The sequence below is a fragment of the Variovorax sp. Soil_C_12 genome (assembly GCF_057657375.1).
In genome coordinates this window covers 56,018-82,672 of the sequence record NZ_JBDGIO010000001.1, presented here as the reverse complement: position 1 = coordinate 82,672, position 26,655 = coordinate 56,018, and the positions used below count along the sequence as shown (strand labels likewise).

The 26,655-nt window shown below is 67.8% G+C and carries 24 protein-coding genes and 2 tRNA genes; 13 read left to right on the top strand and 13 right to left on the bottom strand.

Translation table 11 applies throughout. The features are described 5' to 3' along the window. The first annotated feature begins 37 nt into the window (after window positions 1-37). Window positions 38-988 carry a ring-cleaving dioxygenase gene (locus AC3A6X_RS00395; RefSeq protein WP_487840318.1) on the top strand — a complete coding sequence of 317 codons (951 nt, stop codon included), beginning with the start codon at window positions 38-40 and terminating at the stop codon, window positions 986-988. A 57-nt stretch (window positions 989-1,045) separates the two neighbouring features. Here the strand turns inward: AC3A6X_RS00395 and AC3A6X_RS00390 are convergent, their stop codons facing one another. The 4 genes from AC3A6X_RS00390 to AC3A6X_RS00375 all read right to left on the bottom strand — a co-directional run bounded on the left by AC3A6X_RS00390 (window position 1,046) and on the right by AC3A6X_RS00375 (window position 4,546). Continuing rightward, entirely contained in the window at window positions 1,046-1,651 is a 606-nt protein-coding gene (locus AC3A6X_RS00390) for a glutathione S-transferase family protein (RefSeq protein WP_487840317.1), read from the bottom strand. A gap of 66 nt (window positions 1,652-1,717) precedes the next feature. Then, on the bottom strand, window positions 1,718-2,218 hold the full coding sequence (locus tag AC3A6X_RS00385; RefSeq protein ID WP_487840316.1) for an Ohr family peroxiredoxin: 501 nt from the start codon (window positions 2,216-2,218) through the stop codon (window positions 1,718-1,720). A gap of 223 nt (window positions 2,219-2,441) precedes the next feature. After that, a complete protein-coding gene (locus tag AC3A6X_RS00380) occupies window positions 2,442-3,806 on the bottom strand; it encodes a class II 3-deoxy-7-phosphoheptulonate synthase (protein ID WP_487840315.1) in 1,365 nt (454 codons plus the stop codon). A 663-nt stretch (window positions 3,807-4,469) separates the two neighbouring features. Further along, window positions 4,470-4,546 (bottom strand) — tRNA-Arg (locus AC3A6X_RS00375). A gap of 131 nt (window positions 4,547-4,677) precedes the next feature. Between AC3A6X_RS00375 and AC3A6X_RS00370 the strand changes: the two genes are divergently transcribed. Continuing rightward, on the top strand, window positions 4,678-4,866 hold the full coding sequence (locus AC3A6X_RS00370) for a hypothetical protein (protein ID WP_146162941.1): 189 nt from the start codon (window positions 4,678-4,680) through the stop codon (window positions 4,864-4,866). 316 nt (window positions 4,867-5,182) lie between these two features. On the opposite strand, the gene AC3A6X_RS00365 is transcribed toward AC3A6X_RS00370, so the two are convergent. From AC3A6X_RS00365 to AC3A6X_RS00355, 3 genes are all read right to left on the bottom strand, one after another. Continuing rightward, window positions 5,183-5,259, bottom strand: a tRNA-Pro gene (locus tag AC3A6X_RS00365). Between the two features lie 40 nt (window positions 5,260-5,299). Further along, window positions 5,300-6,004, bottom strand: coding sequence for a glutathione binding-like protein (locus AC3A6X_RS00360; RefSeq protein WP_487840314.1), 705 nt, complete (start codon window positions 6,002-6,004; stop codon window positions 5,300-5,302). A 99-nt stretch (window positions 6,005-6,103) separates the two neighbouring features. Beyond that, on the bottom strand, window positions 6,104-7,798 hold the full coding sequence (locus AC3A6X_RS00355; protein ID WP_487840313.1) for an FAD-dependent oxidoreductase: 1,695 nt from the start codon (window positions 7,796-7,798) through the stop codon (window positions 6,104-6,106). A gap of 150 nt (window positions 7,799-7,948) precedes the next feature. Here AC3A6X_RS00355 and AC3A6X_RS00350 point away from each other — a divergent pair, with 150 nt between their 5' ends. The 3 genes from AC3A6X_RS00350 to AC3A6X_RS00340 all read left to right on the top strand — a co-directional run bounded on the left by AC3A6X_RS00350 (window position 7,949) and on the right by AC3A6X_RS00340 (window position 11,538). Beyond that, on the top strand, window positions 7,949-8,818 hold the full coding sequence (locus tag AC3A6X_RS00350; RefSeq protein WP_487840312.1) for a GNAT family N-acetyltransferase: 870 nt from the start codon (window positions 7,949-7,951) through the stop codon (window positions 8,816-8,818). 61 nt (window positions 8,819-8,879) lie between these two features. Continuing rightward, complete coding sequence (ppk1, locus tag AC3A6X_RS00345) at window positions 8,880-11,069, top strand: polyphosphate kinase 1 (RefSeq protein ID WP_487840311.1); 2,190 nt, start codon at window positions 8,880-8,882, stop codon at window positions 11,067-11,069. Window positions 11,070-11,076: 7 nt separating this feature from the next. Next, complete coding sequence (locus AC3A6X_RS00340) at window positions 11,077-11,538, top strand: SixA phosphatase family protein (RefSeq protein WP_309961254.1); 462 nt, start codon at window positions 11,077-11,079, stop codon at window positions 11,536-11,538. 34 nt (window positions 11,539-11,572) lie between these two features. Here the strand turns inward: AC3A6X_RS00340 and AC3A6X_RS00335 are convergent, their stop codons facing one another. Further along, entirely contained in the window at window positions 11,573-13,090 is a 1,518-nt protein-coding gene (locus AC3A6X_RS00335; RefSeq protein ID WP_487840310.1) for a Ppx/GppA phosphatase family protein, read from the bottom strand. Between the two features lie 249 nt (window positions 13,091-13,339). Here AC3A6X_RS00335 and pstS point away from each other — a divergent pair, with 249 nt between their 5' ends. Genes pstS through phoR form a run of 7 tightly spaced genes read left to right on the top strand, consistent with a single transcriptional unit; the run spans window position 13,340 to window position 19,997 of the window. Then, on the top strand, window positions 13,340-14,377 hold the full coding sequence (gene pstS, locus AC3A6X_RS00330; RefSeq protein WP_487840309.1) for a phosphate ABC transporter substrate-binding protein PstS: 1,038 nt from the start codon (window positions 13,340-13,342) through the stop codon (window positions 14,375-14,377). Window positions 14,378-14,393: 16 nt separating this feature from the next. Further along, a complete protein-coding gene (gene pstC, locus AC3A6X_RS00325) occupies window positions 14,394-15,467 on the top strand; it encodes a phosphate ABC transporter permease subunit PstC (protein WP_487840308.1) in 1,074 nt (357 codons plus the stop codon). A 55-nt stretch (window positions 15,468-15,522) separates the two neighbouring features. Further along, entirely contained in the window at window positions 15,523-16,407 is an 885-nt protein-coding gene (pstA, locus tag AC3A6X_RS00320; RefSeq protein WP_309961262.1) for a phosphate ABC transporter permease PstA, read from the top strand. 5 nt (window positions 16,408-16,412) lie between these two features. After that, the gene (gene pstB / locus AC3A6X_RS00315; protein ID WP_309961264.1) at window positions 16,413-17,195 is read left to right on the top strand and encodes a phosphate ABC transporter ATP-binding protein PstB; all 783 of its coding nucleotides are present in this window, start codon (window positions 16,413-16,415) and stop codon (window positions 17,193-17,195) included. Window positions 17,196-17,205: 10 nt separating this feature from the next. Further along, window positions 17,206-17,907: a phosphate signaling complex protein PhoU gene (gene phoU, locus AC3A6X_RS00310; RefSeq protein WP_487840307.1), complete on the top strand. Its 702-nt coding sequence runs from the start codon at window positions 17,206-17,208 to the stop codon at window positions 17,905-17,907. A 16-nt stretch (window positions 17,908-17,923) separates the two neighbouring features. Beyond that, the gene (phoB, locus tag AC3A6X_RS00305) at window positions 17,924-18,616 is read left to right on the top strand and encodes a phosphate regulon transcriptional regulator PhoB (protein ID WP_487840306.1); all 693 of its coding nucleotides are present in this window, start codon (window positions 17,924-17,926) and stop codon (window positions 18,614-18,616) included. A gap of 40 nt (window positions 18,617-18,656) precedes the next feature. After that, window positions 18,657-19,997, top strand: coding sequence for a phosphate regulon sensor histidine kinase PhoR (gene phoR / locus AC3A6X_RS00300; RefSeq protein WP_487840305.1), 1,341 nt, complete (start codon window positions 18,657-18,659; stop codon window positions 19,995-19,997). A 145-nt stretch (window positions 19,998-20,142) separates the two neighbouring features. Here the strand turns inward: phoR and AC3A6X_RS00295 are convergent, their stop codons facing one another. The 3 genes from AC3A6X_RS00295 to AC3A6X_RS00285 form a co-directional block, all read right to left on the bottom strand. Continuing rightward, window positions 20,143-21,483: an MATE family efflux transporter gene (locus AC3A6X_RS00295; RefSeq protein ID WP_487840304.1), complete on the bottom strand. Its 1,341-nt coding sequence runs from the start codon at window positions 21,481-21,483 to the stop codon at window positions 20,143-20,145. Further along, window positions 21,480-23,210 (bottom strand): hypothetical protein, encoded by a 1,731-nt coding sequence (locus AC3A6X_RS00290; RefSeq protein WP_487840303.1) that lies wholly within the window; start codon window positions 23,208-23,210, stop codon window positions 21,480-21,482. The genes AC3A6X_RS00295 and AC3A6X_RS00290 overlap by 4 nt, the downstream gene beginning before the upstream one ends. An 85-nt stretch (window positions 23,211-23,295) precedes the next feature. Continuing rightward, entirely contained in the window at window positions 23,296-23,562 is a 267-nt protein-coding gene (locus AC3A6X_RS00285; RefSeq protein ID WP_309961271.1) for a type B 50S ribosomal protein L31, read from the bottom strand. Window positions 23,563-23,721: 159 nt separating this feature from the next. Here AC3A6X_RS00285 and AC3A6X_RS00280 point away from each other — a divergent pair, with 159 nt between their 5' ends. Continuing rightward, window positions 23,722-24,801 carry an oxidoreductase gene (locus AC3A6X_RS00280; protein WP_487840302.1) on the top strand — a complete coding sequence of 360 codons (1,080 nt, stop codon included), beginning with the start codon at window positions 23,722-23,724 and terminating at the stop codon, window positions 24,799-24,801. Here AC3A6X_RS00280 and rho read toward each other — a convergent pair. Together rho and trxA are read right to left on the bottom strand one after the other, a co-directional pair. Continuing rightward, entirely contained in the window at window positions 24,798-26,066 is a 1,269-nt protein-coding gene (rho, locus tag AC3A6X_RS00275) for a transcription termination factor Rho (protein WP_106553926.1), read from the bottom strand. The two genes, AC3A6X_RS00280 and rho, sit on opposite strands and share 4 nt — an antisense overlap. 194 nt (window positions 26,067-26,260) lie before the next feature. Next, window positions 26,261-26,593, bottom strand: a complete 333-nt coding sequence (gene trxA / locus AC3A6X_RS00270) for a thioredoxin TrxA (protein WP_068686060.1) — start codon at window positions 26,591-26,593, stop codon at window positions 26,261-26,263. Between the last annotated feature and the right edge of the window lie 62 nt (window positions 26,594-26,655).

The following is a 26,655-nucleotide window of genomic DNA, read 5'->3' as shown; positions in this document are numbered from 1 at the left end:
GCCGCCCATCAAGACCCCCAACCCACAAGGAACCCGAATGTCGATCATCAAAGGTTTTCATCACCTGACCGCCTGCGTCAGCGGTGCGCAGGAGGACGTGGACTTCTACGTCAAGCTGCTCGGCCAGAGCCTGGTCAAGAAGACCGTGCTGCTGGACGGCGAGGACCCGATCTATCACCTCTACTACGGCAACCCGCAGGGCGACGCCGGCACGCTCGTCACCTCCTTTCCCTTCAAGCAGAAGGGCGTGCAGGGGCGGCGCGGCTCGGGTCAGATCCGGGTCATCAACTATTCCGTGCCGAAGGGCTCGCTGGACTTCTGGCGCGCGCGCTTCGCGGCGCACGGCATTGCCTTCGACAAGGAGGTGGTGGAGCGCTTCGGCGAAGAGCGCCAGCGCTTCCATCACCCCTGCGGGATCGAGTTCGACCTGGTCGCCTCGGACCGCGACCCGCGCGTGCCGTGCCTGGCCGACGACATTCCCGAGGCCTTCGCCATCCGTGGCGTGCACAGCATCACGCTGTCGCTGCGGGAGGTGGCCGAGTCGATCACCTTCATGCAGGAAGCGATCGACTTCCGCTACGCGGGCGAATCGGGCCCGTACCACCGCTTCGAGACCAGCGACGGGGCACCCGGGACCATCGTCGAGTTCCTCCATGAGCCGGATCGCCTGCAGGGATCGTCCATCTACGGCGAAGGGACCATCCACCACGTCGCATTCGCGGTCGACAGCCAGGAGCAGCAGATGCAGATCAAGGACAAGTTGATGAGCATGGGCTACATCGATGCCTCCGAGTCGGTCAACCGCAACTACTTCCGCTCGATGTATTTCAAGATGCCGGGCGGCGTGATCTTCGAAGCCGCGACCACCGACATCGGCTTCGCCATCGACGAGGAGCCCGGTCACTTCGGCGAGGAGTTCCAGTTGCCCCCGTGGCTGCGGGATCGCAAGGAGGAACTGCTGGGCCGCCTGGAGGCGATCGCGGTATGAGCGCGATCTTCGAACCCGCGAGCTCGTCAGGCGACGCCGCCGCCTGAGCCGCGCGGGCTACTCGCCGGGCAGCAGCGGCACCCAGCCGGGCTGCGCGGCGACGCGCCCCAGCCAGGCGCGGATGGCCGGATAGCGCGCCATGTCGTAGCCGCCCTGGGGGGCGAGCGACACATAGCATGAAGCGGCGAGGTCGGCGAGCGTGTAGGCCTCGCCGACCAGCCAGGTGCGCGGGGCGATCCACTGCTCGAGCTTTTCGAGAACGGCGTTGCCCTCCTTGTGGCATCGAGCGATGTCGTCCGTCATGGCGGCAGCCATTCCGCGCAGGTGGTACACGCGCGGTACCGCGATGGGCTTCTGAATATCCGCCTGCTCGAAGAACATCCAGCCCAGCATTTCCGCGCGCAGGAACGGGTCTTCGGGGATGAAGCGGGTGCCCTCGGCCAGGTAGAGCAGGATGGCCCCGGATTCGACCAGGGTGCGGCCGTCCTCGAGTTCCAGCGCCGGCACGCGTGCGAAGCGGCTCTTCCGGCGGAAGGCCGGCTCGGCGGCTTCACCCTTGGCGAGATCGAGCGTCACGCGCTCGAACGGAAGCTCGAGCTGGTTCAAGAGGATGCGGACTTTCCAGCAGTTGCCGGAGTAGAGGCTGTCGTAGAGGCGCAGCATGTCCGATGATCCCGTATCCGGCCCGATGCTGGCAAGCCCGATGCCGCCGCGGCGGCCATGCGCGGTTCATGGTGCGAGCGCCACCGTGCTCTGGATTCCCTGGCGCGCCAGCTTGGTGTACGGGCAGATGCGTTCGACGCTGCGCACGAGTTCCTCGGCCACACGCTTCTCGAGCCCCGGCAAGTGAACCCGGATATCGGCCGTCACCATGAACATGCCGTCGACCGGGTCGCGCCCGAAGGCGACGTTGACGCGAACCACGAAGTCTTGAATGGGGATCTGCAAGCGTTCGGCCAGCAGGCTGAGCGCCCCATGGAAGCAGGCCGCATAGCCCGCTGCGAAGAGCTGCTCTGGGTTGGTGCCGCCGCCGGGGCCGCCCAGTTCGGGCGGGAGCCGGAGCGACAGCGCGAGGCTGCCGTCATCGGATCGGACCTCGCCGGAAGCACGCCCATGCCTTGCCTCTCCACCGCTGACGCTCACCGTGGTGGTGTAGAGCGGGAGGAAGTCCGGCCCGTGGAACTTGTCCAGCAGATCGACCGGCGGCGGTTCCAGCGGCGTCGTGGTCATTTCAGCGCGGTGCCTTGGGCCGGTTGACGAGCTTGCTGCCGATGAGGCCGGAGCCTCCGATGGCGACGATCTTCATGTGGGTCCTTCAGGCGCCTCGAGGGGCATTGAGTCGGGAGTGGGCGCCGGAATGGATCGTAGGGTCGGGCGTGCGCCGCCGGTAGGGTCGCAGGGGGGCGCACGGTGTTTCATGGCGAGCACCAATCGCCGCCCGGCAGCCTTCGCGCTAGCCGCGCGAGCGCTTGAGGACGTCGGCGATGAGGAAGGCCAGCTCCAGGCTTTGCGATCCGTTCAGGCGTGGATCGCACGCGGTGCGATAGCGGCTGGACAGGCCTTCGTCGGTGAGCGCCTGCGCGCCGCCGCGGCACTCCGTCACGTCCTGCCCGGTCATCTCGAAATGGAGCCCGCCCGGATGGGTGCCCTGCTGCGCGTGCGCGGCGAAGAAGCCGCGCACCTCGCCGAGGATGCGGTCGAAGTCGCGCGTCTTGTAGCCGGTGGAGGAGCTGACGGTGTTGCCGTGCATCGGGTCGCAGCACCAGACGGGCGTGCGCCCGGCGCGGCTGACCGCCTGCAGCAGGGGAGGGAGTCGTTCGGCCACCTTGTCACTGCCCATGCGCGTGATGAGCACCACGCGGCCGGGTTCCTGGTCCGGGTCCAGCACGTCGAGCAGGCGCAGCACGTCATCGCACGTGGCGGAGGGACCCAGCTTGACGCCGATGGGGTTCTGCACGCCGCGCAGGTATTCCACGTGGGCGCCCGAGAGCTTGCGCGTGCGTTCCCCGAGCCACAGCATGTGGGCCGAGCCGCCATACCAGCGCTGCTGGCGCGCGTCGAGGCGGGTCAGGGCTTCTTCGTAGTGGAGGTGCAGCGCCTCGTGCGATGTGTAGAACTCGACCGCGTGCAGCTGCGGCGCCCGCGTGGCGTCGAATCCGCAGGCTTCCATGAAGGCGAGGCACTGCGTGATCCGCTCGGCGAGTTCCTCGAAGCGCTCGCCCTGGGGGCTGGAGCGCACGAAGTCCGCCGTCCAGCGGTGCACCTCGTGAAGATCGGCGAAGCCGCCCTGGGCCAGCGCACGCAGGAGGTTGAGCGTGGCCGCGGAATGCGAATACGCGGTGAGCAGCCGGGCGGGATCGGGATGCCGGGCTGCCGGGGCGAACTCGCTGGCGTTGATGATGTCCCCGCGGTAGGAGGGCAGGGTCACGCCGTCGAGGGTCTCGACGTCGGACGAACGCGGCTTCGCGAACTGCCCCGCGATGCGCCCCACTTTCACGACCGGGCATGCGGCGGCATAAGTCAGCACGACGGCCATCTGCAGGATCACGCGGAAGGTGGACTCCACCGGCTCGTGCCCGAACTCCTCGAAGCTTTCGGCGCAGTCGCCGCCCTGCAGCAGGAAGGCTTCTCCGCGCGCCACTGCCGCGAGGCGCTCGCGCAGCTGCGAGATCTCGCCCGGGAAGATGAGGGCCGGCAGCGACGCCAGGCGTTGCTCGACCTGCGCCAGTGCGCGAGAGTCGCCGTAGGCCGGCATCTGGAGAGCGGGGCGGTCGCGCCAGCCGGCGGGGTGCCAGTTCACATGGGCTTCGGCGGTCACGGCATCTTCTCCGTCACGCCATGGCCGAGGCGGTCGGCGGCATCGGTGTTCACCATCGTCTGGATCTGCGCGCTCATTCCGGCACTCCTTCTGCGTTGCCGCATGGTAGCCGCGGGTGGCCAGGACACGGAGCAGCGTCTGTTTTCGCGACACGACGATCAAGCTTTTAGATAGTACTTTGCACCTAAAATCTGCCGCAGTGCAACATCGCGGAGGAGGCGAGTTGAAACGCAAAGCAGAAGCCTTCCGGGCGCCATCGGGAGCGGCGTCTTCGTGGGCTTCAGCAGTGCCCGTTTCGACCGGCACGCCTTACACCGTTTGGGTCTTGCTGGCAGCAACCGGCTACGAGGACCGTTCGCAACTGATCCAGCGGCACTGCCGAGTCGGCTCGACGGTCGCCCTTCGAAGGGAACGGGATCACCCACACGATGGGGAGGCCATCGCAGCGTGGCTGCGGTGCCCATCGCTGTTCGGGCTGTTGCCCCGCTGGAGAAGGATCGGTTACGTCAAGGCCAGCCACAAGGACCGCTGGGCCGCAAGACTCGACGAAGGGTCATTGCAGGTCGAGAGAGCCGTCGTGTGCAGTTGCTACGCCCCCACGGACTGCGAGGTGCCGCGGATCTCGCTTCAGATCGAGTTTCGGCATGTCTGAAGAGGAGCGACTGGCCTGCCCGGAGGGGATCGAACCCCCGACATTCGGCTTAGAAGGCCGATGCTCTATCCAACTGAGCTACGGGCAGTGAGGAAGGTGCGCGATTTTACGGTGTGGCCGCGCGGCGTCGGCGGCGGCCGACATCGGGTGGGGAGTTTGCCCGAGACATCCGCGCATTTACGGGCGCCAAGGTGGCGGTTTCAGATGGAGTTTCATCCCATGAGCACCAACACCACCCGAACCCCCAGCGAGGAGCCGGAGATCGGCTTCGAGGAATCGATCCCCCTGGATGGCCCGGATCCTGTCGGCGAGAAGATGATCGAGGAGCTGGGTGGGCGCGAGCCGGCCGAGAAGGAGCCGTCATCGCCGCCGCCGGAGCCGATGCCGGAGCAGTTGCCCGTCAGTTGAGTGGCTGTGGTGGCGGCTCGGCATTTGGAGTACCTTCCGCCCATGAGCACCAAGGCTGCGCGTCGCGAGTACCTTCAGGCGGTTGCCGAGTTCAACCTGGCTTGCCAAGATTTCTCCCGCGGGATGGACCGGGTGCTCCAGGCGGCACCGGCGCCCGCTGCAGCCCGCCTCTTCGGGCCCAGGAAGCCGGCGCGGCGCGCGCCTCGCGCCGCGCGAGTGCTCGAGCGCGCAAGGACGGCTTGAGAGCGCAGGGAAGTTCCCTGCAAAGCAAAACGCCGGCACAGACTTGCGTCCATGCCGGCGTTCACTTGGTTGTTGGTCGGGGCGAAAGGATTCGAACCTTCGACCCTCTGCTCCCAAAGCAGATGCGCTACCAGGCTGCGCTACACCCCGACGAGCCTGTGATTCTAGCCTGCGCGGCGGGGGCGGGCCCTCAGCGTCGCTCGTATTGCGTCTTGCCGAACAGCACCTCGCGCTCCTTGTCGCCCGTAATCGGTTGGCGCAGATCCGCCAGCACCTTGACGCCGCGCTGCACGGCCGGTCGCGCGGCAATGCCCTCGAACCACTTCTTCAGGTGCGGGAAGTCCGTCAGCACGATGCCCTGGCCCTCCCAGTTGCGCAGCCAGGGGAAGATGGCGATGTCGGCGATGGAGTAGCTGTCGCCGGCGATGAAGGCGTGGTTGGCGAGCTGCTTGTCGATCACGCCGTAGAGGCGGCGCGCCTCGTTGCTGTAGCGGTCGATCGCGTAGGCGATCTTCTCCGGCGCGTAGAGCCGGAAGTGATGGGTCTGGCCGAGCATCGGGCCGACGCCGCCCATCTGGAACATCAGCCACTGCAGCACCTCGTAGCGCCCGCGGTCGCTCTCGGGCATGAAGCGGCCGGTCTTGCCGGCCAGGTAGACCAGGATGGCGCCGGACTCGAAGAGCGAGATCGGCTTGCCGTCCGGCCCCTCGGGGTCGGTGATGGCCGGAATCTTGTTGTTGGGGCTGATCTTCAGGAAGGCGGGCTCGAACTGGTCGCCCTTGCCGATATTGACCGGGTGCGCGCGGTAGGGCAGGCCGCACTCCTCCAGCATGATGTGGATCTTGTGGCCGTTGGGGGTGGGCCAGGAATAGACGTCGATGGGCGCTTGGGACATGCGTAGGGTTCCACGGATGAAAGACGGCCGGCCAGCATAGCCGCCGGTGGTCCTTCGTGCAGGGCGCCCCCCGGATGCCGGCAGCCGACGTGCCGGCTTTCAGGCGGCCACGGCGCTGGGGGCCAGGTGCTTGTGGATCAGCGCGACCACCTGCGCGCCTTCGCCGATCGCACCGCCCACGCGCTTGACCGAGCCCGAGCGCACGTCGCCCACCGCGTACACGCCCGGCACGCTGGTTTCCAGCGCGGTTGCAGGGCGGGCCGGAAAGCCGCGGCTCGCGGCCTCGCCCGTGAGCACGAAGCCGTGCTTGTCGACGGAGACGCCGCAGCCTTCCAGCCAGTCGGTTTCCGGCACCGCCCCGATGAACAGGAAGATGTTGCGGGCCGGGCAGCTGAACTCTTCGCCGCTGGTTCTGCAGCGCCAGCTCGCGCCGTTGAGCCCCGAATCAGGCTCGCCATGCAGGCTGATGAGCTCGGTGTGGGGATGCAGCTCGATGTTCGGCGTGGCTTCGATGCGGTCGATCAGGTAGCGCGACATGGTGGCCGCGAGAGACGGGCCGCGCACCAGCAGGTTGAGCTTGTCCACGTGCTGCGAGAGAAAGACCGCCGCCTGGCCGGCCGAGTTGCCGCCGCCGACCAGGGCAATCTCCTGCTGGGCGCACAGCTTGGCCTCCAGCGCCGAGGCCCAGTACCAGATGCCGCGGCCTTCGAATTCGCTCAGGCGCGGCACCTCGGGCCGGCGGTAGCGGGCGCCGCTGGCGATCACCACCGTTCGCGCGCGCAGACGCCGCCCGTCCGAGAGGCGGACGATCAGCTCGCCCTTGCTGTCGGCCTGGCTGCAATCCATGGACGCGGCCTGGGCCGGGATCATCATCTCGACGCCGAACTTCTGGGCCTGCACGAAGGCGCGCCCCGCCAGCGCCCCGCCGGAGATGCCGGTCGGAAAGCCCAGGTAGTTCTCGATGCGCGCACTGGCGCCGGCCTGGCCGCCGAAGGAGCGGCAGTCGAGGACGATCACGCGCAGGCCCTCGGAGGCTGCATAGACGGCGGTCGCGAGGCCGGCCGGGCCGGCGCCCACCACCAGCACGTCGAACAGCTCGTCGTGCTCGACGGAATCGATCATGCCGAGGCAGCGCGCCAGGGCGCTCTCGCTGGGATCGGTCAGCACCGAGCCGTTGGGGCAGGTGACCAGCAATTCCGCGTCGGGATACTGTTCCAGCAGGGCGCGGGCATCGCTGTCTTGTGTGGCATCGACGACCTGGTAGGGATGGCCGTTGCGCGTCAGGAAGTTCTGCAGGCTCAGCAGCGCGGCGGATTGCGGCCGGCCGATCAGCACCGGCCCGCTGCTGCCCGATTCGATCAGCGCCACGCGGCGCAGGATCATCGCGCGCACCAGCCGCTCGCCGAGGTCGGCTTCGGCGATGATCAGGGCCCGCAACTGCTCGGGCGGCACCAGCAGGGTCGTGACCTCCTCTTCTGCGTGGCCGTCGACCAGGGAAGGGCGGCCGGAGAGTTGCGCGATTTCGGCGAGGAACTGGCCGTGGCCCTGGTGCCGGATCGGCACCACGCGTCCCAGCCCGTCGCGTTGCGTGATGGCCACGATGCCCTCGAGCACCACGAACATGCCGGCGCCCGGCTCGCCGGCAGAGAACAGGCAGTCGCCGCGCGCGTAGTGCTGCACGCTGCCGAAGCGCCGGGCGCGTGCGATGTCGCAAGCGGTCAGCGTGGGGAACATCTGGTCGCGCCGGGTCTCGGCGATGCCGACGGGGGCGTCGGCAGTCATTTCAACGGACATGGGTGGAACTCCATCGCTTGCAAGGTTCAGCCGTTCGGCATTAGACGCCCAAAGTTTGGCCCTTTAGCGACACGTCATGCAACTGCCATCGGAGTGACACGCGTATTTCATTGCGTGCTCACAGACTTCGTCGGCAGAAAGGGTCCCCGCATGAAAGAACTGCCCACGCCGACGTTTCCGTTCTCGCAACTGGGATTGCGCGCCGCCCTGTGGCCCGCCCCGGTTCGCACGCCGGCGACCGTTCCCGTGCCTGCCGCACCCGTCACGCTGCCCGAGGCGATCGAGCCCGGCCGCGGCGGCATCAGCGTGAGCTGGGCGCGCCACCAGGACGACGTGCGTGCCGCGCAGCGCCTGCGTTATGAAGTGTTCGCCGGCGAGATGGGCGCGCGCCTGAACACCACGCTCGAAGGCCACGACGTCGACCTGTTCGATGATTTCTGCGAGCACCTGCTGGTGCGCGACGAGGCCACGCGCCAGGTCATCGGCACCTACCGCGTGCTGACGCCGGCCCAGGCCCGGCGCGTGGGCAGCACCTACAGCGACACCGAGTTCGACCTGACGCGCCTGCGCGACCTGCGCGAGCGCATGGTGGAGCTGGGCCGCAGCTGCGTGCATGCCGACCACCGGCAGGGCGGCGTGATCCTTGCGCTGTGGGGCGCGCTCGCGGCCTTCATGAACCGCAACAAGCTCGACACCATGATCGGCTGTGCCAGCATCCCGATGTGGCACAACGGCGTGACCAGCGGCGATGCCGCCGCCAGCATCTGGCGCCAGCTCTCGGCCACGCACATGGCGCCCATCCAGTTCCAGGTCCAGCCGCGGCTGCCGCTGCCGGTGCATCGGCTCAACGGCGATCTGGACATCGAGCCGCCGGCCCTGATCAAGGGCTACCTGCGGCTGGGTGCCAAGGTGCTGGGCCCGCCGGCCTGGGATCCGGACTTCAACACCGCCGACCTGCCCATGCTGATGCGCATCGACGACCTGCCGGCGCGCTACCGCAAGCATTTCCTGGGCAATTGACAGCCGGGAAAGAGCGTCACACAGTTGTCATGGAAGTGTCACGAAGTCGTTCGACACTGTCATGTTCTCGCATGCGACCATTCCTGTGCCCGTTGTTCCAGACAATTTCGCTTCTCCCCCCGTCCTCGCCGACAGCCCGCCTGCCGTCGCGGAACCCTCGCTGACGCTGCTCGATCGCGACCACAGCATCCTGGCCTTCAACGAGCGCGTGCTCGACTGGGCCTATAGACCCGAGGTCCCGCTGATCGAGCGGCTGCGCTACCTGTGCATCGTTTCGTCCAACCTCGATGAGTTCTTCGAGGTGCGGATGGCGCCTCACCTGGCCGCCAATACCGCCGGCGACCGCAAGGGCAACTACACGGTCGACTCCTTCGCTCGCCTGGCCGAGGCGGCGCATACCCTGGTGGGCCGCCAGTACGCGCTCTACAACGACGAGCTGATGCCGACCTTTGCGAAGGAAGGCGTCCACGTCATCTCGCACGGCGAGCGCAATGCGGCGCAGCGCAAGTGGGTGAGCGACTATTACGAGCGGGAGGTCCGGCCGCTGCTGATCCCCGTCGGGCTGGACCCGGCCCATCCCTTCCCGCAGGTCGCCAACAAGTCGCTCAACTTCATCGTGCGCCTGGGCGGAAAGGACGCCTTCGGCCGCGAGAACCCGATCGCCATCGTCAAGGTGCCGCGGGTGCTGCCGCGCATGATCGCGATGCCGGGCCGCGTGTCCGGCGGCAAGAGGCTTTTCGTCGCGCTGTCGAGCATCGTGCGGGCGCATCTGCAGAGCATGTTCCCGGGGCGCGAGGTGGGCGACTTCTCCCAGTTCCGCGTCACGCGCCATTCCGACCTGGCGGTCGACGAGGAAGACGTCAAGAACCTGCGCACCGCGCTGCGCCAGGGGCTGCAGCACCGGCACTTCGGGCAGGCGGTGCGGCTGGAAGTCTCGGCCAGCTGTGCCGAGTCGCTGGCGAGCTTCCTGCTCGCGCAGTTCGATCTGCCGCCGGAGGCGCTCTACCGGGTGCATGGGCCGGTCAACCTGGCGCGGCTCACGCAGCTGATCGACCTGCTGGAGGAGCCGCAGCTTCGCTTCGCCCCTTACCAGGCCTCCTACCCCATTTCGCTGTCGCCGGGGCAGTCCTTCTTCGAGCGGCTGCAGGCCGGCGATGCAATGATCCACCAGCCCTTCGAGAGCTTCGAGGGCGTGCTCGCCTTCCTGCGCGAGGCGGTGCAGGATCCGCAGGTGCTCGCGATCAAGCAGACCATCTACCGCACCGGCGCCGATTCCGAGCTCATGGAGCTGCTGCGCGAGGCGGTGCGCCGCGGCAAGGAAGTCACGGTGATCGTGGAGCTCAAGGCGCGCTTCGACGAAGAAGCCAACATCAACTGGGCCGAGATGCTCGAGTCGATCGGCGCCCAGGTGGTGTATGGCGTGGTCGGCCTCAAGACCCACGCCAAGATGCTGCTAGTGACGCGGCGCGAAGGCAAGCAGATGCGGCGCTACGGCCACCTCTCTACCGGCAACTACAACCCGCGCACCGCGAGGCTCTACACCGACATCAGCCACCTGACGGCCGATCCGGCGCTGACGGCCGACATGGAGGCCGTGTTCGTGCACATGGCCAGCCAGAGCCGGCTGCCGAAGCTCAACCGCATGTGGGTGGCGCCCTTCGATCTGCACCGCAACCTGGCCGCGCGCATCGAAGCGCTGGGCGCGGCGGCCGCGCGCGGCGTGCCCACGCGCATCGTCGCCAAGATGAATGCGCTGACCGACGAGGCTCTGATCGCCTCCCTGGTCGCCGCGGGCCGCAAGGGCGTGAAGATCGACCTGATCGTGCGCGGCGCCTGCACGCTGCCGGCCCTGGTGCCGGGCCTGACCGACAACATCCGCGTGCGCTCGGTGATCGGCCGTTTCCTCGAGCATTCGCGGGTCTTCTATTTCCGGGAAGGCGAGGACGAGGCGCTCTACCTGTCGAGCGCCGACTGGATGAACCGCAACATGATGCGGCGCATCGAGCTGGCCTGGCCGGTGACCGACCCCGTGCTGCGCCAGCGCCTGATCGACGAATGCCTGGTGGCCTATCTGCACGACGGGCGCGATGCCTGGGACCTCGGCGCCGATGGCGCCTACCGCCGCGTGCACCACGACACGCACCAGGGCGAGGAGGGCGCGCCGCGCGCCGTCCAGGCGCATGGTGCGCAGACCGCGCTCATGGTCCGCTACTCGTCGCGTGGCCGCAGCCGCGCCGCCACGCGAGGATGAGGCGCGCATGGACCTGATCTTCTGGCGCCATGCCGAGGCCGAGGATTGGACCGAAGGCTGCGACGACATGCAGCGTTCGCTGACCCAGCGCGGCGAGAAGCAGGCCAAGCGCATGGCGGCCTGGCTGGACCGGCAACTGCCCGAGGGCACGCGCGTCGTCTGCAGTCCGGCCCGGCGCTGCGAGCAGACCGTGCTGGCGCTGGGTCGCAAGTACAAGCTGCGCAGCGAACTCGCGCCCGACACCACGCCCGATGCGCTGCTGGGCGCGGCCGGCTGGCCCAACGGCAAGTCGGTGGTGCTGCTGGTCGGGCACCAGCCCTCGCTCGGCGAGGCGATCTCGCTGCTGCTCGGGCTGAAGCAGGACAGCTGCCCGGTGCGCAAGGGCGCCGTCTGGTGGATTCGCACGCGCGAGCGCGACGGAGACGTCCAGACCGTGGTGGTGACGGTTCAGTCGCCCGAGCTGCTCTAGGCGGGCGGGCGGCGCCAATCGCTCTGGCGGGCGCTCAGCAGCCTTCCAGCTGGACCCGCCAGGGGGTCTTCTGCCAGGCCAGCACTTCCTCGCGCAGCAGGTGCGCCGATTGTGGATAGCTCTCGGCCCAGCCGCTGCGGCAGCCGAGCACGAAGAAGCGGCTGTCCGCCCGCACGAGACGCAGACCGTCCAGGTCGGGGTCGCGCCGCGCATGGCACAGGATCACCGCCAGCCGCAGTGCCAACAGCTGGGGCACGAAGGTCTCGTCGTCCAGCGATCCTTCGAGCTTGCGCAGCTTGCCCCGGTGGCCCAGCACCAGCTGGCTGAGCCAGTGCATCTCGTTGACCGCGAAGCCTGGCGCGTCGCAGTTGTCCAGGATGTAGGCGCCGTGCTTGTGGTATTCGCTGTGGGAGATGTGGGTGCCGATCTCGTGCAACTGCGCGGCCCAGCCGATCTTGCGCAGCGCCCGGCCCGCGCGGCTGGTGGTGCTGGCGCCGCGCGAGGCCGGCTCCAGCTGCAGGAACAGGGCCGCGGCCGTCTCGCCGACCCGCCGCACCTGGGCGGCATCGACGGCGAAGCGGCTGGCCAGGCGCGCCACCGTGCTGGCGCGCAGGTCGGCGACGCTCTCGTCGCGCTCGAGCAGCTCGTACAGCACGCCGTGACGCAGGGCGCCCTGCGCCACCCGCATCTCCTCGATCTCCAGCAAGTCGAAAACGGCCCGCAGCACGCTCACGCCGCCGCCGATCACCGCCTTGCGGTCTTCCCGCATGCCCTCGATGCGCAGGCGATCGGCGCTGCCGGCCTTGAGCAGGCGGTCGACCAGCCAGTCCAGCCCTTCGCGCGTGATCAGGCCCGGCTCGCCGCCGGCGGCCGCCAGCACGTCGCCGACCGCACCGATGGTGCCCGAGGCGCCGTAGGCCACGTCCCACCGGTCGGGCACGTAGGTGCCGAGCGCGTCGTCGAGCACCGCCTTGGCCGCGATCTGGGCGGCCCGGAAGGCGGCGGTGGTGAACTGGCCCTCGGGAAAATGCTTCATCGACCAGGCAACGCTGCCGACCCGGTACGACTCCATCACCTCGGCCTCCAGGCCCTGGCCGATGATCATCTCGGTCGAGCGGCCGCCAATGTCCACCACCAGCCGACGTTCGCGGCTCGAGGCATCGGTGTGGGGCAGCAGGTGCGCCACGCCCTGATAGATAAGGCGGGCCTCTTCGCGGCCGGTGATGACATCGATGCCGAAGCCCAGGATGGTGCGCGCGCGCAGCAGGAACTCGTCGCGGTTGCGGGCTTCGCGCAGGGTCTGAGTGGCCACCACGCGGACCTGCGAGCGCTTGAAGCCCGCCAGCCGTTCGCCGAAGCGTGCCAGGGCGTCCCAGCCGCGCTGCATGGCCTCGGGCGTCAGATTGCGGGCCGCGTCCAGGCCGTTGCCCTGGCGGACGGTTTCCTTCAGGTATTCGGCGCGGTGGATCTGGCCATGGTCGACCCGGCCGATTTCGAGCCTGAAGCTGTTCGAACCGAGATCGACCGCGGCGAGGCGGGTTCCGTTTTGCATGTCGAGATGGGAGAGGCCGGGGCCTGATCGTAACGTCGCGGCCGGCCGGCGCCGCGTAGGCAGGCGCCGCGGCACGCTGCCGAGGCTAGGTGCGGATCATGACGGTTGTGTGACATCGTCATAGAATCCGCGGCCCAGCAGGGCCGTTTTCCCTCTGGAGAGGGTGTCACATTGATGTCACACAAGCTTCCTAGAGTCGCTGCCAAGTCCCCGGCAAGGGGGTTCTTTGCACATCCAGAAGGAAGCTTCATGAAAACGACGTTCAAGTTTGCAGCCGCCGGCCTCATCGCCGCGGCCCTGGCCCATGTCCCCGCCTTTGCCCAGGAAGCTACGGGCGCAGGCGCAAGCTTCCCGGCCCCGCTGTATTCCAAGTGGGCTTCCGATTTCAACAAGGCCACCGGCGCCAAGATCAACTACCAGTCGGTCGGTTCCGGCGCGGGCATCAAGCAGATCGACGCCAAGACGGTCGATTTCGGCGCTTCCGACATGCCGCTGACCGACGAAGACCTCAAGGCCAAGGGCCTGGTGCAGTTCCCGACCGTCATCGGCGGCGTGGTCCCTGTGGTCAACATCCAGGGCATCAAGGCCGGCGAGCTGAAGCTCAGCGGCCAGGTGCTCGGCGACATCTACCTGGGCAAGATCACCAAGTGGAGCGACCCGGCGATCAAGGCGCTGAACGGCTCGCTCGCGCTGCCCGACGCCGCCATCGCCCCGGTGCGCCGCGCCGACGGTTCCGGCACCACCTTCCTTTTCACCAACTACCTGAGCAAGGCCAACCCCGACTGGAAGGCCAAGGTCGGCGACGGCACCGCCGTCAACTGGCCCACCGGCGCGGGCGGCAAGGGCAACGAAGGCGTGGCCCAGTTCGTCAGCAAGCTGCCCAACTCGATCGGCTATGTCGAGTACGCCTACGTCAAGCAGAACAAGATGACCTATGCGCAGATGCAGAACGCTGCCGGCAAGTTCGTCTCCCCGGACGACGACGCCTTCAAGGCGGCCGCCGCGGGCGCCGACTGGTCCAAGACCTTCTACCAGGTGCTGACCAACCAGGCCGGCGACCAGTCGTGGCCGATCACCGGCGCCACCTTCATCCTGATGCACAAGACGCAGGACAAGCCGGCACAGGCGACCACCACGCTCAAGTTCTTCGAGTGGGCCTACAAGAACGGCGACAAGACCGCCGGCGACCTGGACTACGTGCCGATGCCCGAGAAGGTGAAGGGTGCCATCGCGATCGCCTGGGGCGAGATCAAGGACGCGTCGGGCAAGCCCGTCGTCGCCAAGTAAAGCGAGCCGGCGCGTCATGAGCAGCACCCCGCTCGAGCACGCGCCGAATTCGGAGCGACCTGTGTCATCCACTTTCCCCGCTGCCGCCAACCCCCTCGACCTCCCGGCCGAGGGTGCGCGCACATCCACCAACCCGCCCCCTGTCAGGAAGCCGCGCACCGGCGCCATCGCCGACCGCCTGTTCGGCATCGCGGCCAAGGGCGCCGCGCTGCTGACCCTGGCGATGCTCATCGGCATCCTGCTGTCGCTCCTGGCAGGTGCCTGGCCCGCGATCGCCAAGTTCGGCATCGGCTTCCTCACCAGCAGCGTGTGGGATCCGGTCCAGAACGAGTACGGCGGCCTGGTGATGATCTACGGCACGCTCGCCACCTCGCTGATCGCGCTGATCATCGCGGTGCCGGTGAGCTTCGGCATTGCGCTGTTCCTGACCGAGATGTCGCCGGCCTGGCTCAAGCGGCCGCTCGGCACCGCGATCGAGCTGCTGGCTGCCGTGCCCTCGATCGTCTACGGCATGTGGGGCTTGCTGGTGTTCGGCCCGATCCTCTCGACCTATGTGCAGCAGCCGCTGCAGAGGCTGTTCGACGGAGTGCCTTACCTGGGCGCGCTGGTGTCCGGCCCGCCGGTGGGCATCGGCATTTTGTCGGCCGGCATCATCCTGGCGATCATGATCATCCCGTTCATCGCTTCGGTGATGCGCGACGTGTTCGAGGTCACGCCGCCGCTGCTCAAGGAGTCGGCTTACGGCCTCGGCTCCACCACCTGGGAAGTGGTGTCCAAGGTGGTGCTGCCCTACACCAAGGCCGGCGTCATCGGCGGCATCATGCTCGGCCTCGGCCGGGCCCTGGGCGAAACCATGGCGGTTACCTTCGTGATCGGCAACACCAACCAGCTGAACTCGCTCTCGGTGTTCGAGGCGGCCAACAGCATCACCTCGGTGCTGGCCAACGAGTTCGCCGAAGCCGGCGCCGGCCTGCACCAGGCCTCGCTGATGTACCTGGGCCTGGTGCTGTTCTTCATCACCTTCGTGGTGCTGTCGCTGTCCAAGCTGCTGCTGCAGCAGATGCAGAAGAGCGAGGGCAAGAAATCATGAGCTGCCGGGCCGTTCCCAAGGCGAATACCGCAGCGCGCAGCGCGGAGGTTTTTCTATGAGCACCGCGGAGAAGCTCCTCAGCGCCCAGGCGCTCAACGAGACGCGCGCGGCCAGGTTCGCCAGTCGCAAGCGGGTCAATGTCATCGCGCTGTCGCTGTCGCTCGCCGCGATGGCCTTCGGCGTGTTCTGGCTGATCTGGATCCTCTGGGAAACGCTGCGCCTCGGCGTCGGCGGCCTGGCGATCGCCACCTTTACCGAGATGACGCCGCCGCCCAACGAGGCCGGCGGCATCGCCAACGCGATCTTCGGCTCGCTGGCGATGGTGGCGATGGCGACCTTCGTCGGCACGCCGATCGGCATCATGGCCGGCATCTACCTGGCGGAGTACAACCCCAAGGGCTGGCTCGCGAGCGTCACGCGCTTCGTCAACGACATCCTGCTGTCGGCGCCTTCGATCGTGATCGGCCTGTTCGTCTACGCGATCGTGGTGGCCTACTTCAAGTCCTTCTCGGGCCTGGCTGGCGCGATGGCGCTCGCACTGATCGTGATCCCGGTCGTGATCCGCACCACCGAGAACATGCTGCAGCTGGTGCCGCCCGGCCTGCGCGAGGCCGCCTACGCGCTCGGCACGCCGAAGTGGAAGGTGATCATGAGCATCACGCTGCGCGCGGCGCGCGCCGGCGTGGTCACCGGCATCCTGCTGGCAGTGGCGCGCATCGCGGGCGAAACCGCGCCGCTGCTCTTCACGGCGCTCAACAACCAGTTCTGGACCGCCGACATGACGCAGCCGATGGCCAGCCTGCCGGTGACCATCTTCAAGTTCGCGATGAGCCCGTACGAGAACTGGCAGCAGCTGGCCTGGGCCGGCGTGTTCCTGATCACCGTCGCGGTGCTGGCACTCAACATCCTCGCTCGCGTCCTGACGCGCAACAAACTCTGAACATCATGCCTTCCACCATCGCTGCACAGCCGTCCCGCGCGAAGATCTCGGTCAAGGACCTGAACTTCTACTACGGCAAGTTCCACGCGCTCAAGGGCATCAACCTCGAGATCCCCGAGAACAAGGTCACGGCCTTTATCGGCCCTTCGGGTTGCGGCAAGTCGACCCTGCTGCGCACCTTCAACCGCATGTTCGAGCTCTACCCCGAGCAGCGCGCCGAGGGCGTGATCTCGCTGGACGGCGAGAACCTGCTGACCTCCAAGCAGGACGTGGCGCTGATCCGCGCCAAGGTCGGCATGGTGTTCCAGAAGCCGACGCCGTTCCCGATGTCGATCTACGACAACATCGCCTTCGGCGTGAAGCTGTTCGAGAACCTGAGTGCATCCGAGATGGACGACCGCGTCGAGTGGGCGCTCAAGAAGGCCGCGCTCTGGACCGAGGTGCGCGACAAGCTGCAGCAGAGCGGCTCGGGCCTCTCGGGCGGCCAGCAGCAGCGGCTGTGCATCGCCCGCGGCATCGCGATCAAGCCCGAGGTTCTGCTCCTCGACGAGCCCTGCTCGGCGCTGGACCCGATCTCCACGGCCAAGATCGAGGAACTGATTGCCGAACTGAAGAACGAATACACAGTGGTCATCGTGACGCATAACATGCAGCAGGCGGCGCGTTGCAGCGACTACACCGCCTACATGTACCTGGGCGACCTGATCGAGTTCGGCGCTACCGAAGAGCTGTTCTTCAAGCCGAAGCGCAAGGAAACCGAGGACTACATCACCGGCCGTTTCGGCTGAAAGGGGCGTCATGACCGAAAAACATCTTTCCAGCCAGTTCGACAGCGAACTGAACGCGGTCTCCTCGCGGGTGATGGAGCTCGGCGGCATGGTCGAGTCCCAGATCAGCCAGGCCGTGTATGCGCTGGCGCAGTTCGACACGGAGTCGGCCGACCGGGTGATCGAGACCGAGGTCCGCGTCAATGCGATGGAGATCGAGATCGACCGCGAGCTGTCCTCGATCATCGCGCGGCGCCAGCCGACGGCGCGCGACCTGCGCCTGCTGATCGCGATCTCCAAGACCACCGCCAACCTCGAGCGCGTGGGCGACGAGGCGAACAAGATCGCGCGCATGGTCAAGTCGATCATCGAGAGCGGCTCGGCGCGTGCGTTGCCTTCCACCGAGCTGCGTATAGCGGCCGACCTGGCCTCCGGCCTGCTGCGCAAGGCGCTCGACGCCTTCGCGCGGCTGGACACTGCGGCAGCGCTGTCGATCCTCAAGGACGACGACCTGATCGACAAGGAGTTCGACGGCTTCGTGCGCAAGCTGGTCACCTACATGATGGAAGACCCGCGCACCATTTCGGCCAGCCTCGACCTGCTGTTCCTGGCCAAGGCCATCGAGCGCATCGGCGACCATGCGAAGAACATCGCCGAGTTCATCATCTACATCGTCAAGGGTGCCGACGTGCGGCACACGTCGATGCAGGAAATCGAGTCGGCCCTTCAATAGGCATTCATTCCGATCAATGAAGAAACCCCGCGTCCTGATCGTCGAAGACGAGTCCTCGATTGCCGAGCTGATTGCCGTCAACCTGCGTCACAACGGCTTCGAGCCGATCTGGGCCGAGGACGGCGCGGCGGCGCAGCGCGAGATCGATGCCTATCTGCCCGACCTCGTGCTGCTCGACTGGATGCTGCCGGGCCAGAGCGGCCTGCAGTTGGCACGCCAGTGGCGCAAGGACCCGCGCACCAAGAGCATGCCGATCCTCATGCTGACGGCGCGCGGCGACGAGCCCGACAAGGTCGCCGGACTGGACGCCGGAGCGGACGACTACATCACCAAGCCCTTCTCCACCCAGGAGATGCTGGCCCGCATCCGCGCCGTGCTGCGGCGCCGCGCGCCGGAAGTGGTGACCGAGCGCGTCGAGATCGGCGAGCTGGCCCTCGACACCGCGACGCACCGCGTGACCTGGCAAGGCACGCCGTTGAAGGTGGGGCCGACCGAGTTCAAGCTGCTGGGCTACCTGATGCAGCACGCCGAGCGCGTGCACAGCCGCGCGCAGTTGCTGGACAAGGTGTGGGGCGATCACGTCTACATCGAGGAGCGCACGGTCGACGTGCACGTCAAGCGCCTGCGCGAATCGCTCGGCCCCGCGGCGCCGATGGTCGAGACTGTGCGCGGCGCGGGCTACAGGCTGACGTCCCAGGTCACGGTGTGAAGGGCTCGCCGGCGGGGACCCCGCGGCACAATGGGCGGGCATGCCGTTTCGTATAGCAACTTTCCTGACGGCCTCGTTTCTTGGGGGCGCCGCGGTCGCGGCAGTGGCCGGACTCCATTACCTGTGGCTGGGCGCCTGGCTGGGGGCGGCGCTGTGGCTCGGGCTCGATGCCTGGCGCGCCCAGCGGCTGCTGCACGTGCTGCGCAACGATGGCAACGGGCTGCCGTCGCGCGGTTCCGGCGTCTGGGGCGAGCTGGCCGAGCGCATCCGCAAACTGTTGCGCACGCGCGAGCAGCAGGCCCGGCAGGCCGAAGACCGGCTCCAGGAGTTCCTGGCCGCCATCCAGGCCTCGCCCAACGGCGTGGTGCTGCTCGACGAGCAGGGCCGCATCGAGTGGTGCAACCAGACCGCGGCCGGGCAATTCGGCATCGATACCGAGCGCGACCTGCTGCAGCATCTCTCGAACCTGGTGCGCGACCCCGCCTTCGTGGCCTACCTGGCCTCCTGGAACTACAGCCGCGACGTGGTGATCGATGCGCCCTCGCAGATCCAGGCCCATCGCGGCCATCCGGTGCGCCTGTCGGTGCAGGTGCATCCGTACGCCGGCAACCGCCGCATGCTGCTGACGCGCGACATCACCGCCCTCGAGCAGGCCGAGGCGATGCGGCGCGACTTCGTCGCCAATGTCTCGCACGAGATCCGCACCCCGCTCACGGTGCTCGCCGGCTTCGTCGAGACGCTGCAGAACCTGCCGCTCGATGCCGAGGAGCGGTCCCGCTATCTGGCGCTGATGGGGCAGCAGTCGCACCGCATGGAGACGCTGGTCAACGATTTGCTCACCCTGTCGCGCCTGGAGGGCAGCGCTGCACCGCCTGCCAACCGCTGGACCCGGATGCGGGCGCTGATGGCGCAGTGCGAAGACGAAGGCCGCGGGCTGTCGAACCGTCTGACCTCGCAGGGGCACAGGCTGAGCTTCGAGATGGATGCCGATTCCGAGATCGCCGGCGCGGCCACCGAGCTGCAAAGCGCGATGTCCAACCTGCTGAGCAATGCCATCCGCTACACGCCCGGCGGCGGCGAGGTGGCGGTGAGCTGGCGCCTCCTGCCCGACGGGCGCGGTGAGTACGCGGTGCGCGACAGCGGGCCGGGCATCGCGGCCGAGCACATCCCGCGTCTCACCGAGCGCTTCTACCGCATCGATCGCAGCCGGTCGCGCGAGACGGGCGGCACCGGCCTTGGGCTGGCGATCGTGAAGCACGTGGCGCAGCGCCACGGGGCCGAGCTACGCATCGAGAGCACGGTCGGCAAGGGTTCGCGCTTCGCATTGATCTTCCCGGTCACGCGGCTGCGGCAAGCTGCCGTGCTCAGCGCCGTCGCATGAGAAGGCGTGAACGAACCCGCCATGCCCGCTCATCCTGCCCAGGCGCACCCACTCTGCGTTGCAAATGCTCGCCGTCGCGGAAGCTACGGCTGCGCTTTGCGCCTTGATTGGGCACGCCTGGACAGGCTGCTCGGGCACGCCGGATTCATTCACGCCTTCTGAGCGTCGACCACAGCACCGCCAGCAGCAGCGCGGCCGCCAACGCGAGGGCCATCGCGCTCATCAGCCAGAAGGCCAGTGGCGACTGCATCGCCGGCCAGGGCCCGATGCCGCGGTAGGCCAGCATGTAGCTGCCGCCCAGTCCCACGCCCCAGAGCAGCGTGCAGTACAGGACGAGCGGCATCACCGTGACGCGGTAGCAGCGCAGCACGAAGACGCACAGCGTCTGCACGGCGTCGGCCAGGTGGTAGGCGGCGGTTGCCAGCAGCAGCGTGGCGCCGAGCGCCACCACGGCGGGATTGGCGGAATAGATGGCCGCGAGGCGCCAGCGCAGCAGCGCCATGGCGGCGGCAAACAGCAAGGCGCCGAGCACGGCCAGCTCGAAGCCGCGGGCACAGGCGCGCCGGGCCAGCGTGGCGTCGCCGGCCCCGAGCCAGAAGCTCACGCGGGCGCTGGTGGCGATCGAAAGCGACAGCGGCACCATGTAGGCGACGGCCGTGAGGTTCGATGCGATCTGGTGGGCCGCAGTGGCGGCGGTGCCCAGGCGCGCGATGAACAGCGCCATCAGCGTAAAGGACGTGACTTCCACCAGCACCGCGAGCCCCGCGGGAACCCCGAGCCGGGCGAACTGGCCGAGCTGATGCCAGTCAGGCGCCTCGATGCGGCGCCAGATTCGGTAGTCGCGGTAGAAGGGCTGGCTGCGCAGCAGCCAGGCCGCGCAGGCGAGCATCGCCCAGTTCACCGCCAGCGTGGCCCAGCCGCAGCCCACCAGGCCCAGCGCGGGCAAGCCGGCGCCGCCGAAGGTGAACCAGATCGACAGCACCAGCTTCGGCGCGAGCGACGCCACTTGCAGCCAGGTCACCAACTGCGGCTTGCCCAGGCTCTGGTTGAGCGTGCTGAACAGGCGGAACAGCAGCGCTGGCGGCAGCGCGAAGGCCAGCACCTGCAGATAGGCTTCGACGTCGGCGCGCATCGCCTCCGGCACCTCGGCCCACCGCAGCAGCGGCGCCGGGAAGAGGAGGATCGCCATGCCGAGCGAGATCGCGAAGCCGCACAGGTAGAGCGCCTGGCGCACGGAGCGGCCGACCTCGTCCGTGCGCTGCGCGCCGTGCAGCTCGGCCCAGATGGGCAACAGCGCCTGCAACACCCCCAGCAGCGAGACGTAGACGCTGACGAAGATGGCCGAGCCCACCGACAGCGCCGCCAGCGCACCCTCGGCGTAGCGGCCGGCCACGATGGTGTCGGTCACGCCGAAGGCCATCACGGCCAACTGGCCGGCGAGCACCGTCGCCGCATGGCGCGCAATGACCCGCCGTTCGCTGCTCAAGGCGCGGTTCTTTGGTAGAGCAGCAGGTCGTCGCTCGGACTGGTGGGGCGGCGCAGCGTGCCGATGAGACGCCAGCCCTCGAGGTTGACCAGCGTGTGCAGGCGCTCGATGGCCTCCGGGCTCACCACCAGCCAGGGACAGCTCGGGCCGCCCATCAGCGGCTGCAGGTTGATCTGGCCATGGTGGCGCAGGGCCGCGATATGGGGCCGGCCGAGCGCCAGCTCGGACATGCAGCTCGGCTGGCCGACCCGTTCGGTGATGGCGCGCACCTGCGGCGCGTAGCTGCGTGCGTAGTCCAGCAGCGGCAGCCACAGCGTCATCACCAGCATCCAGCACAGGGCCGCGCCACCAGCCGGCAGCACCAGGGTTTTCCACAGGGCGGCGCGGTGCCGGCCGGTGCGCCAGCGCACCAGCCAGGCCCAGGCCAGCGTGGCGGCGATGGCGAAGACCAGCGCCGTGGCCGAGAAGTGGGGGACGAAGCCGGGGGCCAGCTTCGCCACGTTGGCGGCCGTCTTCGCCGGAAAGCCGGTCTGCATCGCGACCCAGATCACCCAGAAGACGATGGCCCAGACGCTGAAGAAGAGCAGAGTGAACCAGTCGATCAGCGCGGCGACGCTGCGCCTGAAGGTCGGCAGGGCGAAGGCCGCCAGCGTCGCGAAGGCCGGCAGGGCGAGCAGCAGCGAGCGCTCGGAAAAACTCGTGGTCCAGGTGGCGGCCAGCGGCACTAGCGCAAACCACAGGGGCAGCGCGACGTGGCGCGCCGTCAGCTGCCGGCGCCAGCGCCAGAGGGTCCACAGCGCGAGCGGCCAGGCCGGCCAGGTGAACCAGAGCATAAGCCTGGCCTGGCTGCGCAGTTCGCTCCAGACGCGGGTGCCGGGCTGGCTGCCCGGCAGCTCGATCTTCCATTGCAGCAGGCCGAGCCAGGCGGCCAGCAGCCCGGCCAGCAGCGTGGCGCCGAAGATCGTCCCGATCGCCGCTGCGGAGTAGTCGGGTTCTTCGTCGGACGTCTCCTCCCTGGCGCGGCGACGGCGCTCCATGGCCAGGAAGATCACGCACCCGATGCCCAGCGCCAGGCCGACGGTGGGACCGCCGCTGAGCGTCATGCCGGCCGCGCCGACCACCAGGGCGATGATCGGGCCGACGCGGTGGTAGGGCAGGGCCACGACGCCGTAGAACAACTGCGAGGTGAAGAAGAGCTGGGCCAGCGCCGGCGTGGTCTCGTGCCCCAGCTGGGCCAGGCCCAGGGAGGCGATCAGCGCCAGCAGCGCACCGTCGGCGATGGCGCGGGCGTAGTCGGTGGGGCGCGCCTCGCCGCCGAACGCAAAGGCCACGGGTTGTGCCTGGGTGGTGCGCGCGAGGTAGTACGCCGCGTACCAGGTGGCTGCGAAGGTGCCCCACAGCAGCAGCGCGAAGGCGATGCGGACCGCGAGGTCCGGGTGTACCCAGGCGGGCGCGATCTTGATCGCCCAGGCGCCGATCCAGTAGGGGATCAGGGCCGGCGTCTCGGGCCGCAGGCCCAGCAGCATCGGATCGAGCCAGCGCGCCAGGCCCTCGGTGCTGCGCGCGAGTTCGGCCATGTAGCCGAAGGAGACGATGTCCGCGCTCTTCCAGGGGCCGCGCCCCAGCAAGCCGGGCATCAGGTACGCCGCGCAGAGCAGGATGAGGGCGATGCGCGGCAGGCGCCGCACGGCACTCTGGGCAACGATCGCTGGCGTCGGCTGGTTCAACGGGAAGAGGGGCTGGGTGGAGGAGGACTAAAAGAAAAAGGGCAGCGCGGTAAACCGGGCTGCCCTCGACTCGGAAGCGCCTGCCTTACTTGGAGGCGGCACCGCCGGTCTTGCCGAAACGGTTGCGGAACTTCTCGACGCGACCGCCCATGTTGTCCACCGACTTCTGCGTGCCGGTGTAGAAGGGGTGCGATTCGCTCGAGGTGTCGAGCTTGAAAAGGGGCAGGTCGCGGCCGTCGTCGGTCTTGCCCATTTCCTTGGTGTTCACGCAGGAACGGGTGACGAACTTGAAGCCGTTCGACAGGTCGACGAACAGGACCTCGCGGTAGTTCGGGTGAATGCCTTCTTTCATGGTATTTCCTTGGTCGATGCGAGAGCCACAAGCTTGAACGGGGTGATGTCCTGCCTATTGAGGCATCCCCCGCTCATCCGGCACGGCGCCGGGCTGCACTTTTCGCGAAGCCCTCAATTATCGCATACTGAGCGTTTTGGGCGCCAGCGCCATTCAGCCATGAATTCAAGCCTTTTGCGCGCCGGGCTGGTCGGCTTCGGCTTCGCCGGCCAGACCTTCCATGCGCCCGTGCTCTCGGCCGTCCCGGGCCTGCAGCTGGGGGCAGTCGCCAGCTCCCAGCCCCGCAAGGTCCACGCGGAATGGCCGGGCGTCGACGTGGTGCCCGACGTGGACGCGCTGCTGGGCAGGGCCGACATCGACTTGGTCGTGGTCGCCACGCCCAATGCCCAGCACCATCCGGTCGCCAAGGCCGCGCTGGCCGCGGGCAAGCATGTGGTGGTCGACAAGCCTTTCACGCTCGACGCGGCCCAGGCCCGCGAGCTTGCGGCGCTGGCGCAGCGGCAGGGCCGGCTGCTGTCGGTCTACCAGAACCGCCGCTTCGATTCGGATTTCCTGACGCTGAAGGAGCTGCTCGCCGGGGGCGAACTGGGCCGGCCGGTCTACTTCGAGTCGCACTTCGACCGCTTCCGGCCCCAGGTGCGCGAGCGCTGGCGCGAGCAGCCGGTGCCGGGGGCGGGTCTTTGGGTGGACCTGGGCTCGCACCTGCTCGACCAGACCGTGCAACTCTTCGGGCGGCCCGACACGCTGCAGCTCGACACTGCCGCCCTGCGTGACGGCGCGCTGGTCGAGGACTACTTCCACGCCGTGCTGCGCTACGAGAGCGGCACGCATGCGCCGCTGCGCGTGGTGCTGCACGCCACCACGCTGGCCGCCCATGCCGCGCCGCGCTACATCGTGCACGGCACGAGTGGCAGCTACGTCAAGCGCGGTGTCGATCCGCAGGAAGATGCCTTGCGCGCCGGCGGAAAGCCGGGTGGCGAGGGGTGGGGCGCCGACGACCTGGACGGCGAGCTGACCCTGCCGTTCGACGACGGCCAATCCCAGCGGAGGAATGTGCCGACCTTGGCCGGCAACTACATGGCCTACTACGCCGCGGTGCGCGACGCGATCCTCGGCAAGGGCGAGAACCCTGTTCCGCCCGAACAGGCGGTCGAACTCATGGAGCTCCTGGACCTCGGCCGCCAAAGCGCGTCCGAGGGCCGCGCATTGCCGGTTGGTGGAGCCTGGGAGAGAGCTTAACCCCCCCCGCGGCGCATCATGTCGAAGAACTCGACGTTGGTCTTGGTCGCCCTCATGTTCTTCAGCATGAGCTCCATCGCCTCGATTTCGTCCATGTTGTACATGAGCTGGCGCAGGATGCGGGTCTTCTGGAGGATCTCGGGCGGCAGCAGCAATTCTTCGCGGCGGGTGCCGCTGCGGTTGAGCTGGATCGAGGGGAACACGCGCTTCTCGTAGAGGCGGCGGTCCAGGTGGATTTCGGAGTTGCCGGTGCCCTTGAACTCCTCGAAGATGACTTCGTCCATGCGGCTGCCGGTGTCGATCAGCGCGGTGCCGATGATGGTCAGCGAACCGCCTTCCTCGACGTTGCGCGCGGCGCCCAGGAAGCGCTTGGGGCGCTGCAGCGCGTTGGAGTCCACGCCGCCGGTCAGCACCTTGCCGGAAGAGGGCACGACGTTGTTGTAGGCGCGGGCCAGGCGGGTGATGGAGTCCAGCAGGATCACCACGTCCTTCTTGAGCTCGACCAGGCGCTTGGCACGCTCGATCACCATCTCGGCCACGTGCACGTGGCGCGCCGCGGGCTCGTCGAAGGTCGAGGCGATGACCTCGCCCTTCACCGTGCGCTGCATCTCGGTCACTTCCTCGGGCCGCTCGTCGACGAGCAGCACCATCATGTGGACCTCGGGGTAATTGGCGCTGATCGCGTGCGCCATGTGCTGCATCATCACCGTCTTGCCGCTCTTGGGCGGTGCCACCAGCAGGGCGCGCTGGCCTTTGCCGATGGGGGCGATGATGTCGATGATGCGGCCGGTGATGTTCTCTTCGCCCTTGAAGTTGTCGCGCTCCAGGCGCATCAGCTCCTTGGGAAACAGCGGCGTGAGATTCTCGAACATCACCTTGTGCTTGTTCGCCTCGGGTGCGCCGCCGTTGACCTTGTCCAGCTTGGTCAGCGCGAAGTAGCGCTCGCCGTCCTTGGGGATGCGCACCTCGCCCTCGATCAGGTCGCCGGTGTGCAGGTTGAAGCGCCGCACCTGGCTGGGACTGATGTAGATGTCGTCGGTGCTGGCGGTGAAGCTGGTGTCCGGGCTGCGCAGGAAGCCGAAGCCGTCCGGCAGGATCTCGAGTACGCCGTCGGCGAAGACCTGCTCTCCGGCCTTTGCACGCTTCTTGATGATCGCGAACATCAGCTCCTGCTTGCGCATGCGGCCGGTGTTTTCGATCTCCAGTGCTTCAGCCTGCTTGAAGACTTCAGACACGTGGAGTGCCTTGAGTTCGTTTAAGTGCATGGAACAACCCCGTGCGGGGAAATTGTCGGAAAGAACCAGGGGGGAGGTTTGAGGAGAGGCGAGGAGGCCTCACAAACCGGGGAACTCGAACCGGCTGCCAGAAAGAAAGAGCCGGTGAACTGCGAAGATTATGACAGGAAAAACGACAAGGGCTGCCAGCGCGTTGCACGCCGGCAGCCCCGGGAGACGAAGACTCAGGCGAGTTGCTGGTCGATGAAGGCCGTCAGCTGGGCCTTGCTCATCGCGCCGACCTTGGTCGCCGCCAGCTGGCCGTCCTTGAACAGCATCAGCGTGGGGATGCCGCGGATGCCGAACTTGGCGGGGATGTCGCGGTTCTCGTCGACATTCATCTTGGCGACCTGCAGCTTGCCTTCGTAGGTGCTGGAGACTTCGTCCAGGATGGGGGCGATCATCTTGCAGGGCCCGCACCACTCGGCCCAGTAGTCCACGAGCACGGGTTTGCCGGACTTGAGCACGTCGGCTTCGAAAGAAGAATCGGAGATGTGTTTGATGAGTTCGCTGGCCATGGGATGGGTCCTTCTGCGCTGGATGATGGTGCAGCTAAAGTGCGGGCCATTGTGACAGAAAC